Annotated in this window: 11 protein-coding genes; 4 read left to right on the top strand and 7 right to left on the bottom strand. The window is 69.6% G+C overall.

Annotated elements, in window-relative coordinates; all coding sequences use genetic code 11:
• Nucleotides 1-17: 17 nt before the first annotated feature.
• Nucleotides 18-1,187 (bottom strand): citrate synthase/methylcitrate synthase, encoded by a 1,170-nt coding sequence (locus tag QT196_RS29690; protein ID WP_266738690.1) that lies wholly within the window; start codon nt 1,185-1,187, stop codon nt 18-20.
• 113 nt (nt 1,188-1,300) lie between these two features.
• Here QT196_RS29690 and QT196_RS29685 point away from each other — a divergent pair, with 113 nt between their 5' ends.
• The 4 genes from QT196_RS29685 to QT196_RS29670 all read left to right on the top strand — a co-directional run bounded on the left by QT196_RS29685 (nt 1,301) and on the right by QT196_RS29670 (nt 7,183).
• The gene (locus QT196_RS29685) at nt 1,301-2,548 is read left to right on the top strand and encodes a citrate synthase (RefSeq protein ID WP_266738692.1); all 1,248 of its coding nucleotides are present in this window, start codon (nt 1,301-1,303) and stop codon (nt 2,546-2,548) included.
• Between the two features lie 188 nt (nt 2,549-2,736).
• Nucleotides 2,737-3,738 (top strand): sucrase ferredoxin, encoded by a 1,002-nt coding sequence (locus QT196_RS29680; RefSeq protein ID WP_168481723.1) that lies wholly within the window; start codon nt 2,737-2,739, stop codon nt 3,736-3,738.
• A gap of 1,118 nt (nt 3,739-4,856) precedes the next feature.
• On the top strand, nt 4,857-6,512 hold the full coding sequence (locus QT196_RS29675) for a sensor histidine kinase (RefSeq protein WP_290356738.1): 1,656 nt from the start codon (nt 4,857-4,859) through the stop codon (nt 6,510-6,512).
• Nucleotides 6,509-7,183 carry a response regulator gene (locus QT196_RS29670; RefSeq protein WP_168481722.1) on the top strand — a complete coding sequence of 225 codons (675 nt, stop codon included), beginning with the start codon at nt 6,509-6,511 and terminating at the stop codon, nt 7,181-7,183. The genes QT196_RS29675 and QT196_RS29670 overlap by 4 nt, the downstream gene beginning before the upstream one ends.
• 119 nt (nt 7,184-7,302) lie before the next feature.
• On the opposite strand, the gene QT196_RS29665 is transcribed toward QT196_RS29670, so the two are convergent.
• The 6 genes from QT196_RS29665 to QT196_RS29640 form a co-directional block, all read right to left on the bottom strand.
• Nucleotides 7,303-8,907 (bottom strand): cation acetate symporter, encoded by a 1,605-nt coding sequence (locus QT196_RS29665; protein WP_168481721.1) that lies wholly within the window; start codon nt 8,905-8,907, stop codon nt 7,303-7,305.
• Nucleotides 8,904-9,401 carry a DUF485 domain-containing protein gene (locus QT196_RS29660; RefSeq protein ID WP_168481720.1) on the bottom strand — a complete coding sequence of 166 codons (498 nt, stop codon included), beginning with the start codon at nt 9,399-9,401 and terminating at the stop codon, nt 8,904-8,906. Before QT196_RS29660 ends, QT196_RS29665 begins: the two co-directional genes overlap by 4 nt.
• Before the next feature lie 107 nt (nt 9,402-9,508).
• Nucleotides 9,509-10,183, bottom strand: coding sequence for a response regulator transcription factor (locus QT196_RS29655; protein ID WP_168481719.1), 675 nt, complete (start codon nt 10,181-10,183; stop codon nt 9,509-9,511).
• Complete coding sequence (locus QT196_RS29650; RefSeq protein WP_168481718.1) at nt 10,180-11,346, bottom strand: histidine kinase; 1,167 nt, start codon at nt 11,344-11,346, stop codon at nt 10,180-10,182. Before QT196_RS29650 ends, QT196_RS29655 begins: the two co-directional genes overlap by 4 nt.
• 30 nt (nt 11,347-11,376) lie before the next feature.
• Entirely contained in the window at nt 11,377-11,865 is a 489-nt protein-coding gene (locus QT196_RS29645) for a DUF1453 domain-containing protein (RefSeq protein ID WP_290356009.1), read from the bottom strand.
• Nucleotides 11,866-12,020: 155 nt separating this feature from the next.
• Complete coding sequence (locus QT196_RS29640) at nt 12,021-14,141, bottom strand: DNA topoisomerase IV subunit B (protein ID WP_266738698.1); 2,121 nt, start codon at nt 14,139-14,141, stop codon at nt 12,021-12,023.
• Nucleotides 14,142-14,181 lie beyond the last annotated feature (40 nt).

Raw genomic sequence — 14,181 nt, 5'->3', positions numbered from 1 at the left:
CCCTGCCGCCTTGCCCGCTAGCAGGGTGCGACGGCGGGCACCGGCTGCGCCGGGGGCGGCCCGACATACCGGGCCGCAGGGCGGATGATCTTCGAATCCTGGGCCTGCTCCAGGATGTTGGCGCTCCAGCCGACCACCCTGGCCGCGCAGAAGGTCGGCGTGAACATCTCGCGCGGCAGTCCGCACAGCTCCATGACGACGCCCGCGTAGAGCTCCACATTGATGTGCAGCTCGCGGCCGGGCTTGAGCTCGGCCAGCAGCTCTTCGACCCTCGCCTCCACCTGGACGGCGAATTCCACCAGCGGGCCACCGAACCGCTCGGCGATACCCCGCAGCATCCGGGAGCGCGGGTCCTCGGTGCGGTAGACGGAGTGGCCGAACCCCATGATCCGGTCGCCGTGCTGCACACGGTCACGGATCCACGCATCGATGCGGTCGGGGGTGCCGATGGCGTCGAGCATGTCCAGGGCGCGGCTGGGCGCACCGCCGTGCAACGGCCCGGAGAGCGCACCGACGGCGCCGACGAGACAGGCCGCGAGGTCGGCGCCAGTGGAGGTGATGACGCGTGCGGTGAAGGTCGAGGCGTTGAAGCCGTGGTCGATGGTGGAGATCAGATACGCCTCGATGGCACGGACCTGCTCCGGCTCCGGCTCATCGCCGGTGAGCATGTAGAGGTAGTTGGCCGCGTGGCCGAGGTCCGCGCGCGGCTCGACGGGTGTCAGGCCCTGGCCGAGGCGGTACAGCGCGGTGATCAGGGTCGGTACGGCGGCGCAGGCGGCGAGCGCGTCGGCACGACGGCGGCCGGCGTCGAGGTCGTACAGCGGCCGGAAGCCCGCCGTCGCGCCGAGCAGCGACAGCGCGGTGCGGAGCCCGGCGAGCGGGCCGGAGAGCGCACCGGCATGGGCGAGGGCGGGCAGCGCGTCCCGCACGGCCGCGGGCAGCGTGCGCAGCGCGGCGGTCTCGGCCTTGAACGCCGCCAGCTGCGTGGCGTCGGGCAGCTCCCCGTGGAACATCAGGTACCAGACGTCCTCGAAGCTGCGGGCGGTGGCCAGCTCGACGGCGGAGTACTGGCGGTAGTGGTAGAAGCCCTCGGTGCCCCGTACGTCGCCCAGTTGGGTCTCGGTGACGATGACACCCGCAAGCCCCCGGGGAGCGTCGATCGGTGCGTTCACCTCGGCGGTCGGCATGGCTGGTCTCCTTGGCTCTCCCTCACCCGAATATTGATTCGACTGTCTATGCTGACTCAATAGTTGTCAATGTTGATTGAATCAATATGGATGGGTCTGGATACGGTGACCTCATGGCGGATCGAGAAGCAGCGCAGGATGCGGGCGAGCAGCGACTGAACACCCGGGAGGCGGCCGACCGACTCGGCGTGAAGCCGGAGACGGTGTACGCCTACGTCAGCCGCGGCCAGCTGACCAGCCGCCGCGAGCCGGGCAGCCGCGGCAGCACCTTCGACGCGACGGAGGTCGACGCGCTCGCCCGCCGCGCCAGCCGCCGCGAACCTTCCGCCTCCGGTGGCGAGTTGTCGGTCCGCACAGGCATCACGCTGATCGACCGCGACCACTGCTACTTCCGCGGCGTCGACACCTCGGAACTCGCCGCCCACTACACCTACGAGGAAGTCGCCGAGTGGCTGTGGACCGGCGAGCTGCGGCCCGGCATCCGCTTCACAGCGCCGCAGGACGCCCTGACCGCCGCCCAGCGAGCCGTCCAGGCACTGCCGGCTCACAGCGGACCGATGGACCGGCTACGGGTCGCCGTGATCGCCGCCGCGGCCGCCGACCCCCTGCGCTTCGACCTGTCCGACGACACCGTCGTCGAGACCGCCCGCAGCCTCATCCCGACCCTTGTCGACGCCTTGCCGTCGCACACCCCGAAACAACGTGCCGCCGACGCACTCGCACCTCGCCTCTGGTCACGGCTGACCGCTGAACCAGCCGACGCCGCAGCACTCCGCGTCCTGGACGCCGCTCTGGTCCTACTGATCGACCACGACCTCGCCGCCTCGACCTGCGCGGTCCGGGTCGCCGCCTCCGCCCGTGCTCATCCGTACGCGATCGTCTCGGCCGGCTACGGGGCCCTGGACGGCGTGCTGCACGGCGCGGCGAGCGGCCTCGCCCACCGGATGCTGCTGGAGGTCCTGGACCGCGGCAGCGCGGCCGCCGTCGTCGCCGACCACCTACGGGCCGGCCGCCAAGTACCAGGCCTCGGCCACCCCCTCTACAAAAGCGAGGACCCACGGGCCCGCACCCTCTTCGAGCTCCTGGAAGACGTACCTCAGGCCCGCCCCGCCTTGGAGGCCGCTCGCCAAGTGATCTCCACAACAGCCCGGCATACGGAGCTGCATGCCAATGTCGACCTGGCCCTGGCCGCACTGACCGTCTCAACCGGCATGCCGACCGAGGCGGGCGAGACCATCTTCGCCGTCTCCCGCACAGCCGGCTGGATCGCCCATGCCCTGGAGGAATACGCCGAACGCCCTCTCCGCATGCGCCCCCGCGGCCAGTACCACGGCCCCCGCCCGCCACAACCGTTGCCGTGACAGGCAGCCGCGCGCGAGGGGCGGGGCAGAGCCGACCCTGGCACCACCAGCGAAACACGGTTGGCATCGACATCGCCGGAACTCACGCGGCGTGGCACCCGCTACCGCTCGGGTCTTTTCGCTCGCTCTAGTCCCCTGGATGCCCACCCGAGAGCCGACTCGCGGCGGATGAGGTTAGGCTCACCTATGTGAGTACCTGCGCCACCGCTTCCCGTGAATCGGCCGAATCGCTCGCCGGAACCGCGGCGCCTGCCCGGACCTGGCTGCTCATCGAGCAAACAGGTCCCTGGGGCGCCCATGCACTGACGAACAGTCACCTGGATCCTGATGTCGGCCGGGCCCTTGAAGCCGCGGCAGAGGGGACAGACGTACGCGTCGCCCTTATCCGGCGGCCGGGACGCCACGCCGACTGCCACGGCACCTCTCGGCGACGCATGTTCCTCGCGCACACCGCCCCGGGGCGCTCGTGGATCCGCACGACCACCGTCACCGACCCACGGGCCGCCCTCGACCTGGACTTCACGGCCCTGAGTGTGGGAGAGCATCGCGGCCTGTGGGAGCCGTACATCGGTGAGCCGCTGGTTCTCGTCTGCACCAACGGCAAGCGGGACCGGTGCTGTGCCCTGCTCGGCCGCCCGCTCGCTGCCGAGCTCGCCGCCGACGGGTCCGAGGTCTGGGAGGTCACCCACATCGGTGGCCACCGCTTCTCCCCCACCCTCTTCGTCCTCCCCTACGGCTACGCCTACGGACGAGCTTCGGCTCCCTTGGTCAAGGAGACCGTGGAGGCGGCGCGCGACGGACGGATCACGAGCGACCATTGCCGCGGGCGCTCGGCCTGGGACCGGCCGGGCCAGGCCGCTGACCTTGCCGTCCGCAGGCTGATCGGGGAGGACCGGGCGGACGCACTCGACGTCGTACGGACCGACCCGATGTGGCCCGAACCCAAGCCGGCCGACAACCGGACGCCCAGCAGCGCGACGGTCGGGGGAGCCTCCCCCGCCTGGGTCGTTACCGTCGCGCACTCCGACGGGCGCGCCTGGCAGGTGACCGTCGAACAGCGGGCCGATGGTGCTGCGGCGCCCGCTAGCTGTGGTGCGCCGCTCGGTCCACCGGCACGTATGGCGGTTGTCTCCGTCACTGCGGCGAACGGCATGCTTCACGGGACGCCCCAGGTTGCCGCCAGTAGGTGATCTCGCGGGCTTGCCCTGACAGTCCACAAGCACTCCAGCAGCCTCCGCTTCCCCCACCCGCGCGAGGTGCGGGACTTCGCGCTTGCCGGGCCGATGGTCATGTGTGGGCCGGCTACCCCGGCCACCTGACGCATGGCCCGGCCCACCAATGCCGTCCTCTGGTAGCGCATTGCCACCGCAGGACCAGGTGAGGTGGCAGACAAAACGCACTGACCAACTGCGTCGAGCCCGGACAGCCGCGCCGCGGCGGCCGAACCGTACGCCGCCCACCCACTTCCACCGCTGCCGCCCCGCACCGCAGCCATCCCGCATCGCCGTCATTTCCCGCTCCCCCTACGCGTCCGCCGCGTTCCTCGCCCTGGCGGCCCTGACCGCCCGTGCAAGGCCCCCATCGGCCTCACCTCGCGAGGCTAAGCGCGCACACTCCGCCCCCGAAAGGCCTGTGGATAACTCCTCCCAGCGCTCCTCCGGCCTTGCCTACACGCACCTGACCAGTGCCTTCCACACGACGGGCAGTCGCCGGGCAAGCAGCTGGCCGAGACGACGCCGACACATCGGTGACGTCCTGCTGGGGATCGCATGGATGAACCGGAGGCTGAAAACCACGAGCAGGACGAACCAACCATGGCAGCTGTGAGTCGCGCCATCGTCCTCGTGGTGACCGCCGGCGGCAGGCATGGGCGATCGTGATGACACGGGGGATCTTGGTGTTCGCCTTGGGTTAGACGACAGCGCTGCGAGGCACACATCCGATCCTGGCCGCAGGCTCGGGAGCGGACGGGGTCACATCCCAGTCGCCACCCGGACACCCTCCGAATTCCCTCCATCAGGTATTACCCACCCGACCACCGCCGCGCTTACTGTTCGTTCGTATGGGCGAAAAGGAAGACTCGGTTCCAGGCCCGAGCGGTGCAGAGCCCTCGGGTTTCGCGCCGTTTCCCACCGCCACGCCGGTCCCCAGCACGACTACCGACAGACCAGGCAGCGCCTCGGATGCGGCCGACAGTCGACCGGCCGCCGAGACCACGGCCTCGGTCAGCCAAGAGCCGGCCGCCCCGAGGCCGCGCCGTACCCGGACACGGCTCGGCTGGCCACGGCGGGTGTTCTCCCAGGTCCTGATGGTGCAGCTGGCCATCGCTGCCGGTGTCACCGCACTGGCAACCGGCCTGTTCCTCGCCCCGCTCAGTGCGCAGCTCGACGACCAGGCGATGCGCCGCGCTCTCGCGATCGCGCAGACCACCGCGGCTGAGACACATCTCGACGATGCCCTGGAGTCCTCCCGTCCGACGCGCCATGGCCCGGTGCAGAACGAGGCGGAGCGGATTCGCGCCGCCACCGGCGCCGAGTACGTGGTGATCATGGACAAGCGGGGTGTGCGCTGGTCCCACACCGACCCTGACGAGATCGGGCGCCACGTCTCGACCGATCCGAGCGCCGCGCTCTCCGGCCAAGACGTCATGCAGATCGACGACGGCACCCTCGGCCGGTCCGCGCGTGGAAAGGTCCCGCTCCGTGACGAGGACGGCAAGGTCGTGGGCGCCGTCTCCGTCGGTATCGCGTACGAAAGCGTGCAGGAACGGCTTCTCTCCACCGTCCCCCAGTTGCTCGCCTACGCGGGAGGGGCACTCGCCGTGGGTGCTCTCGCCGCCTATCTCGTTTCCCGCCGCCTCCAGCGCCGCACCCATGACCTGGCCTTCTCTGACATCTCCGCGCTGCTGGCCGAGCGGGAGGCGATGCTGCACGGCATCCGTGAGGGGTTCCTTGCGCTCGACAAACACGGCCACATACGTCTCATGAATGACGAGGCACAGCGCCTCCTGGATCTCCGCGCCGAGGACACCGGCCGCTCCCTGGAAGCAGCCCTGCCACCGGGCCGAACCACCGATGTTCTGGCCGGTCGGGTGTCGGGGGCGGACCTGCTGGCCGTCAGTGGGCAGCGAGTCCTGGTGGCGAACCGCATGCCGACCGATGACGGCGGTGCCGTCGTCACCCTGCGCGACCGCACCGAACTGGAGCGTCTGGGCCGCGAACTGGACGGCACCCGCGGCCTCATCGACGCCCTTCGCGCCCAGGACCACGAGCACGCCAACCGGCTGCACACCCTGCTCGGCCTGCTCGAGCTCGGACTGCACGAGGAAGCTGTGGAGTTCGTGACACAGGCTGTGGGGGTGCACCGCGTAACCGCCGAGCAGGTCACCGAGCGCATCCACGATCCGCTGCTCGCCGCCCTCCTGGTGGGCAAGGCCACCGTCGCCACCGAACGCGGCGTCTCCTTGAGCGTCTCCCCCGATACCCACCTGCCCGACCGTCTGGTCGACCCGCCCAGCCTGGTCACCATCCTCGGGAATCTCGTAGACAACGCCCTGGATGCCACATCGGGTGAGCGCGACGCCCAACTGGAGGCGGAGATCCGCGCTGACGGCCGAACAGCTGTGGTGCGTGTCACCGACAACGGACCGGGCGTGCCCGAGGAACGTCGCGCGGAAATCTTCACCGAGGGGTGGACGACCAAGGAGCCACCCGCCCACGGGCAGCGCGGCATCGGTCTGGCACTCGTACGGCGACTCGCCGAGCGCTACGGAGGCAGCACCGAGGTCGGCGAGCGCCCGGGTGGCGGTGCGGTCTTCACCGTGACAGTCCCGGACGCACTGTCCGATGAGCTTCCCGAGCCCCGTGAAGCAGCCCCACAGAACGCAACCCGGGATTCCCACACCACCAGACGCGCCGTAGCACGCGCTCGCCGCCCCGAAGACGCCACGGAGGCCGGCCGATGATCGACGTACTGGTCGTGGACGACGATGTGCACGTCGCGAAGATCAATGCGGCATACGTCGCCAAAGTCGAGGGGTTCCGAGTCAGTTGCCTCGCGCACACCGCTGCGGAAGCCCTCACCGCCCTTGAGACGCGCCCCGTCGACCTGATCCTCCTGGACCACTACCTTCCCGACAGAACGGGCCTGCAACTGGTCAGCGAGCTGCGGCGTCGCGGTCTGCTCACCGACGTGATCATGGTGACTGCGGCTCGCGATATAGCCACTGTGCAGGCAGCGATGCGCCACGGGGCCTTGCAGTACCTGGTCAAGCCGTTCACCTTCGCGGGCCTGCGCTCCAAGTTGGAGGGTTACGCGGCACTGCACCGCACATTTGCGGGCGGCGGGCAGGCGGAGCAGTCCGAAGTGGACCGGATCTTCGGGGCGTTGGGAGCCGCCAACGCCGGCTCCGCCGAGTTGCCGAAGGGGCACTCCACCGCCACCGCCGACCGCGTCCGCTTCGTGCTGCGCTCCGTGGACGCCCCGCTGTCCGCGCAGGACGTCGCCCTACAGGCCGGCCTGAGCCGGCAGACCGCCCAGCGCTACCTCAAACTCTTGGAACGCGCCGGACGGGTGCGCCTCACACTCAGGTACGGCGAGACCGGCCGCCCCGAGCACCGCTACGAGTGGGTCTAGGCCTTCACCAGGGCCATATGAAGGCGGGGCGATGGCCAATGGGAGATGCAGCAGCCACGCCCCGCTCCGTCTGGCCCTCCCTTGGCGGGCATCTCCACCGCTGCCCCACGGGGAACGCGCTAAGCCGCCCCCGCCCCCGTGAGCGCCCGTACCTCCGTCTCCGCGTGCCGTGCCTCGTCGGCGGCCTCCGGGGAGAGCACCGTTCCCAGCCAGCCCATCAGGAAGCCCAGCGGGATCGACACAACACCGGGGTTGTCGAGCGGGAAGACGGCGAAGTCCAGTCGGGGGAAGAGAGCCTCCGGGCTCCCGGACACCACCGGCGAGAGGACGACCAGGGTGATCGCGGGGATCAGACCGCCGTATACGGACCACACCGCGCCCCGGGTCGTAAAGCGTCGCCAGAAGAGGGTGAACAGCAGGGCCGGAAGGTTGGCCGACGCGGCGACGGCGAACGCCAGCCCCACCAGGAAGGCCACGTTCAGATCCTGGGCGAGCAAGGCGAGGCCGATGGCGACCGCGCCGACGGCCACCGCCGCGATGCGTGCCACGGCCACCTCAGCGCGCTGAGCATCCTGTGCCGTGTCGCACGGGCGCCGTAGGGAGGCATACAGGTCGTGTGCCACGGAGGCCGACGACGCGAGTGTGATGCCGGCGACCACGGCCAGGATGGTGGCGAACGCGACCGCGGCCACCACGGCGAAGAGCACCGTCCCTCCGGTCGAACCGGCGCCGCCTCCCAGATCGAGGGCGAGCAGCGGGACAGCGGTGTTGCCTGCCGTATTGGACGCGCGGACGGCATCGCTGCCAAGTACTGCGGCGGCACCGAACCCGAGCACGATGGTCATCAGGTAGAAGCCACCGATCAGACCGATGGACCATACGACGGAGCGACGGGCGGAGCGCGCCGTGGGAACGGTGTAGAAGCGGGAGAGGATGTGCGGCAGCCCGGCCGTGCCCAGGACGAGTGCGATGCCGAGGCTGATGAAGTCGAGCCGCGAGGTCCAGTCGCCGCCGTATTTGAGGCCAGGTGCGAGGAAGTCGCGGCCGTGGCCGCTGCGTTCGGCGGCGGTGTTCAGCAGTGCGTTGATGTCGCCGTGGAAGCGGACCAGTACCAGGACGGTCAGTGTGACCGCCCCACCCATGAGGAGTACGGCTTTGACGACCTGGATCCAGGTCGTTGCCCGCATACCGCCGAAAGCGACGTAGACCACCATCAGGGCGCCGACCCCGATCACCATCCAGGTACGGGCCTGCTGGCCCGCGCTCCCCACGAGCAGGGCGACGAGGCTGCCGGCACCGACCATCTGCGCCACCAGGTAGAGCACCGACACGGTGACGGAGGCCGCCCCGGCCGCGACACGGACGGGGCGTTCCCGCATCCGGGCGGCGACGACATCGGCGAGGGTGAACCTGCCGCAGTTGCGGACCAGTTCGGCGACGAGGAACAGGACGATGAGCCAGGCGACGAGGAAGCCGACCGAGTACAGCAGGCCGTCGTATCCGAAGAGGGCAATCAGCCCGGAGATGCCGAGGAAGGATGCGGCGGACATGTAGTCCCCCGCGATGGCGAATCCGTTCTCCATGGGCGAGAAGAGTCTTCCGCCCGCGTAGAACTCCTCGGTGGAACCGCGCCTGCGGCGGCTCACCCAGGTGGTGATCGCCAGGGTGACGGCGATGAACACGCTGAACAGGAGCAGCGCGAGGGTCTGGTGGTCACCGGTCACCGGGTGTTCCCTCCGGTCAGTTCCTGGGTTTCCCAGCGGATGTCGAGCGCCGCACTGTCCCTGCGCAGCCGGGCATGGCGTGCGTACGCCCAGGTGAGCAGGAAGGTGGTGGCGAACTGGCCGAGGCCGGCGAGCATCGCGACGTTCAGGGCGCCTGCGACGCGGTGGGCCATGAGGCCCGGCGCGGCGATCGCCGCGATCACGTAGGCGAGGTACCAAGCCAGGAAGACGACCGTGCCCGGCAGGACGAAGCGCCGGTAGCGGCGACGCACCTCTTGGAAGGCCGCGCTTCGCTGCACCGCCAGGTAGACCTCGTCGTGCGTCGCGGACCGCGGTCCCGGTACGGGTGGCGGTGGCTGCGTGCCACCCCACCCGTCCGTTGTCTCCGCCGCGTCGTCCAGTTCGCCCCACCCGGAGGCGAGAGTGTCGTACCAGGGGTCGTCGAGCCGTAGGGCCCCTGGATCACCGACCGAGCGGCCGTCCTGCTTGTCCACCGAACTCTCCTTGGTGCACGGGGCTGTTGTCCGTGCGGCCCAAGGGTGGACAGAAAGGAAGATCCGGGATGCTTCATTGTGAATCCTTCACCCCATTAGGTGAGGAGTCACCCGGGCGGCTGTGCGAGACCTTGGCGGTAGGCGTAGTGGATGGCCTGGGCCCGGTCGCGTAGCCCCGCTTTGGCGAAGAGATTGTTGATGTGGGTCTTCACAGTCGCCGTGGAAACGTGCAGCGTGCGCGCGATTTCGGGGTTGGACTGTCCCTCGGCGATCAGCCGCAGCACCTCCACCTCACGGGCGGTCAGCCCGTCCGGCGGCTCGTCCGACGACTGCGCCCAGGGACCGACGGGCTCTGTGAAGCGCTCCAGGAGCCTGCGCTGGATCTTGGGCGACAGGCCGGCCTCACCTGAGAGCACATCGTCGATGGCACGGACGATCTCATCACCATCGGCGTCCTTGGTCAGGTAGCCGCGTGCACCGGCCTGGAGAGCGGGAAAGAGTGAGTCGTCGTCCGCATAGGTGGTGAGCACCACGACCTGGGTACCGGGGTGCTCGAGACGGATGCGGCGGGTGGCCTCGACGCCGTCGCAGCGCGGCATCCGCAGGTCCATCAGGACGACATCGGGGGCGAGTTCCGCGACGAGGCGGATCGCCTCCGCGCCGTCCGCGGCCGACCCGACGACCTCAATGCCCGGCAGCAGCCCCAGCAGCATCACGATTCCCTCGCGCACCACCGTCTGGTCGTCGGCGACCACGACCCGTGTCACCGTGCGCTCCGTCATGCCGGCACCCGCAACCTCACCACGAAACCGTCTCCATCAGGGCCGGACTCCAGCGTTCCGCCGAGGAGCTCCGCGCGCTCCCGCATTCCGGGCAGACCGTACCCGGAGCCGCTCTTGGCGAGCTCGCCGGGCTTGCCACGGCCACCGAAGTCGCGCACCTCGAGCCCCACGTCGCCCGTCCCGTACTCCAGCCGCACGCTCACCCGGGCTCCCGGAGCGTGCTTGCGCACGTTCGTCAACGCCTCCTGGGCGACCCTGCGGACTGCGAGGCCCGCTTCGGCCGGCACAGTGCGGGCCTCACCCGTCACTTTGAGCTGAGCGCCCTCAGTGGCGGTCAGGCGGCTCAGGAAGTCCTCGACCGGGATCATCTCCCCGCGCAGCGCGGAAAGCGCCTCACGGGTGCCTTCCAGCCCTTCTCGGGCCATCCCCCGGCACGCCGTGACCCGCTCCAGGAGCAGGTCACGGTCGTCCTCGAGGTCGGCACTGTGCTGGATGAGCAGCCGTACCGCCTCCAGGTGCACCAGTTGGGCGCTGAGGCTGTGGGCGAGCACGTCGTGGATCTCCCGTGCGATCCGCCCGCGTTCGGTGAGCGCCGCCGATTCGGCCTCCGCCTTGTGGGCCGCCCGTTCCTGAGCCAGCAGCCGCTGGGCGTTGCCGCGCGCCTCGGCGTCCAGCCGAATGACGTAGCCCGCCAGCGCCAGGCCCACAGTGGTGGCGGTGGTCGCTACCCAGCCGCCGTTGTTCATCGCCGCGTACGCGCCCAGGGCGGCGGCGGAACACGGCAGGGCGGCGCTCAGCGGCAGCCGCTCCATGGCGGTGATGGCGCAGGCGCACCACAGGACGATCGCGGGCACCCGCGCCCCGGCGAGGTCAAAGCCGAAGGCCGCGGCCTCCAAGAGGGCGAACAAGCCGATGGACGGCCACAGACGGCGCTCCAGTGTTGTGCGATAGAGGGCACGGAACGCCAGGACGGTGCCGACCATGCCGGCACCCGCCGCGGCCAGGCCCCAGCCGGTGAACGCCCGCCCCGCCAGGGTGGTCCACATCAGGACCGCGACCGCCACTACACGCACCGCCCGGCGGATCCACATCCGGGCGCCGGTCATCCCTTCACGGGACAGCGACTCCCGCAGCGGCCAGCTCGTCCAGGAGTTCAGCAGCACGTGCGGTCCTTTCGCGGCGCGCTCACGGTCTCAGCCCGCGACGGGGACACGGTACTTCTGCTGCGCCGCTTGGGCCCGCCACAAGGTGGCGCCTCCACGGGTGAGCAGCATTGCGGCCACGGAGAGCATGGTGGCCGCGCTGCCCTGGTGGACGCCCAAGGCCGCGGCGATGCCCAAGAGGCCAAGGCGCAGCACCAGACCGCAGAGCCACACGCCGGCCGCCGCCCAGCTTCCCTTGGTCCACACGACACCGTCCGCGTCGGTCCAGATGCGCGTCGTCCGGGCCCAGCCCAGACCGCAGGCCAGCCCGATCAGGGTCTCCACACCGAGCAGGGCGGCCGACGCCGTGTGGTGTGCGGGGTCCAGGAGGCCGGGCTCGCGCACCGCCATGACCGTCAGGGCGAGCGGGATCAGCCACCACGTCTTGCTCTCCGAAGTGACGCGCTGCGCCTTGAACTGACGGACGAACACCAGCGCAACAGCCGCGGTGATCACAACGATGTTGAGCAAACCGCTCATGACCTGGCCCTCCTGGGGACGGGGAATTCGACCGTCCCGACGCTACGGAGCGGTGCTGCCGCCCGGATCGGAGCCAGGGTGGGGCCCGGGTGGAAACGGCGACGGGCGCCCGTCCACCCAGGGGTGGAGAGGCGCCCGTCGGGAGCTGCGGCCCCCTAGGTATCGATGCGCGAACGGTCCAGAGTGGACGCGGAGTTGGTGATGAACTCCTTACGGGGGGCGACTTCGTTGCCCATGAGGAGATCGAAGGCCTTCTCCGCCGCTTCGAGGTCGCTGATGTTGATGCGACGCAGGGTGCGGTGGCGCGGGTCCATGGTCGTCTCGGCGAGCTGGTCGGCGTCCATCTCACCCAGACCCTTGTAGCGCTGGATGCTGTCCTTGTAGCGGACCTTCTTGCGCTGGAGTTCGAGCAGGGTCTGGCGCAGTTCGTTGTCCGAGTACGTGTAGATGTACTTTTCCTGGCCCTTTTTGGGGTTGATCAGTTCGACGCGGTGCAGCGGCGGGACGGCGGAGAACACCCGGCCCTGTTCGACCATCGGGCGCATGTAGCGCTGGAAGAGGGTCAGCAGCAGGCAGCGGATGTGGGCGCCGTCGACGTCCGCGTCGGCCAGGAAGATGACCTTGCCGTAGCGGGCGGTGTCGATGTCGAACGTACGGCCCGAGCCGGCCCCTATGACCTGGATGATGGCGCCGCACTCGGCGTTCTTGAGCATGTCCGAAACCGATGACTTCTGGACATTCAGAATCTTGCCGCGGATCGGCAGCAGGGCCTGGAACTCCGAATTGCGCGCCAGCTTGGCGGTACCCAGCGCCGAGTCTCCCTCGACGATGAACAGCTCGCTGCGGTCGACGTCGTCACTGCGGCAGTCCGCGAGCTTGGCCGGCAGCGAGGAGGATTCCAGCGCCGTCTTCCGCCGCTGGGCCTCCTTGTGCTGACGGGCGGCGATGCGGGTCCGGGCCGCGGCGACGATCTTCTCCAGGACGGCGCGTGCCTGCTGCTTGTCGTCCCGCTTCGTGGAGGTCAGGAACGCCTTGAGTTCCCGGCTCACCACCTGGGCAACGATCCGCGCGGCGGCGGAGGTGCCGAGCACCTCCTTGGTCTGCCCCTCGAACTGCGGCTCCGCGAGCCGTACGGTCACGACGGCGGTGAGACCCTCTATGGCGTCGTCCTTGACGACATCGTCCTCGGCGACCCTGAGCAGCTTGCTCGACCGCAGCACCTCGTTGACGGTCTTGGCGACCGACCGCTCGAAACCGGAGACGTGGGTGCCGCCCTTGGGCGTCGCGATGATGTTGACGAACGACTTGACCGTCGCGTCGTAGCCGGTACCCCAGCGGAGCGCGACATCGACGCCCAGTTCCCGGGTGACCTCGGTCGGTGTCATGTGACCACGGTCGTCGAGAACCGGCACGGTCTCTTTGAAGGTGCCCTGGCCGGTCAGCCGGAGTACGTCGCAGACGGCCTTGTCCTGCGCGAGGTACTCGCAGAATTCGCTGATGCCGCCGTCGTAGCGGAACGTCTCTTCAGACTTTCCGGCACCGTCGATGCCGCGCTCGTCACGGACCACGAGGGTCAGGCCAGGCACGAGGAAGGCCGTCTGGCGGGCACGGGCGTACAGCGTCTCCAGGGAGAGCTTGGCGTCCTTGAGGAAGATCTGCCGGTCGGCCCAGTAGCGCACCCGGGTGCCGGTCTTCGTCTTGGCGATCCGCTTGCCCTTGAGCAGGCCGTTGCCCGGATCGAAGGGGGCGTCGGGACCGGATTCGGTGAAGATCCCGGGGACGCCGCGGCGGAAGCTGATCGCATGCGTCTTGCTGTCGCGGTCCACCTCGACGTCCAGCCGGGCGGAGAGGGCGTTGACGACCGAGGCGCCGACGCCGTGCAGACCGCCGGAGGCCGCGTACGAGCCGCCGCCGAACTTTCCGCCGGCATGCAGCTTGGTCATCACGACCTCGACGCCGCTGAGGCCGGTCTTGGGCTCGACATCAACGGGGATGCCCCGGCCGTTGTCCCTGACCTCCACCGACCCGTCGTCGTGGAGGATCACCTCGATGTGATCGCAGTAGCCGCCCAGTGCCTCGTCGACGGAGTTGTCGATGATCTCCCAGAGGCAGTGCATCAACCCCCGGCTGTCCGTCGAGCCGATATACATGCCGGGGCGCTTGCGGACGGCTTCGAGCCCCTCGAGGACGAGCAGATGCCGCGCGGTGTAGTTGGAACCGTCCCGGTCTGCCCCGGTCAGCACTGCGGTGGACGGCACGGACATCTCGGCGGTCACGCGGTTCGCTCCTCGCTGAATTTCTGGCAGTCCGCATTCC

Source organism: Streptomyces sp. P9-2B-2 (genome assembly GCF_030406865.1).
Taxonomy (GTDB): domain Bacteria; phylum Actinomycetota; class Actinomycetes; order Streptomycetales; family Streptomycetaceae; genus Streptomyces; species Streptomyces platensis.
This window is presented reverse-complemented; position numbering and strand designations above follow the sequence as displayed.

Coding starts and splice junctions, on each gene's coding strand:
- QT196_RS29655 (WP_168481719.1), bottom strand. CDS start 10,183: ATGACGGAGCGCACGGTGACACGGGTCGTGGTCGCCGACGACCAGACG.
- QT196_RS29685 (WP_266738692.1), top strand. CDS start 1,301: ATGGCGGATCGAGAAGCAGCGCAGGATGCGGGCGAGCAGCGACTGAAC.
- QT196_RS29675 (WP_290356738.1), top strand. CDS start 4,857: ATGGTGCAGCTGGCCATCGCTGCCGGTGTCACCGCACTGGCAACCGGC.
- QT196_RS29670 (WP_168481722.1), top strand. CDS start 6,509: ATGATCGACGTACTGGTCGTGGACGACGATGTGCACGTCGCGAAGATC.
- QT196_RS29645 (WP_290356009.1), bottom strand. CDS start 11,865: ATGAGCGGTTTGCTCAACATCGTTGTGATCACCGCGGCTGTTGCGCTG.
- QT196_RS29690 (WP_266738690.1), bottom strand. CDS start 1,187: ATGCCGACCGCCGAGGTGAACGCACCGATCGACGCTCCCCGGGGGCTT.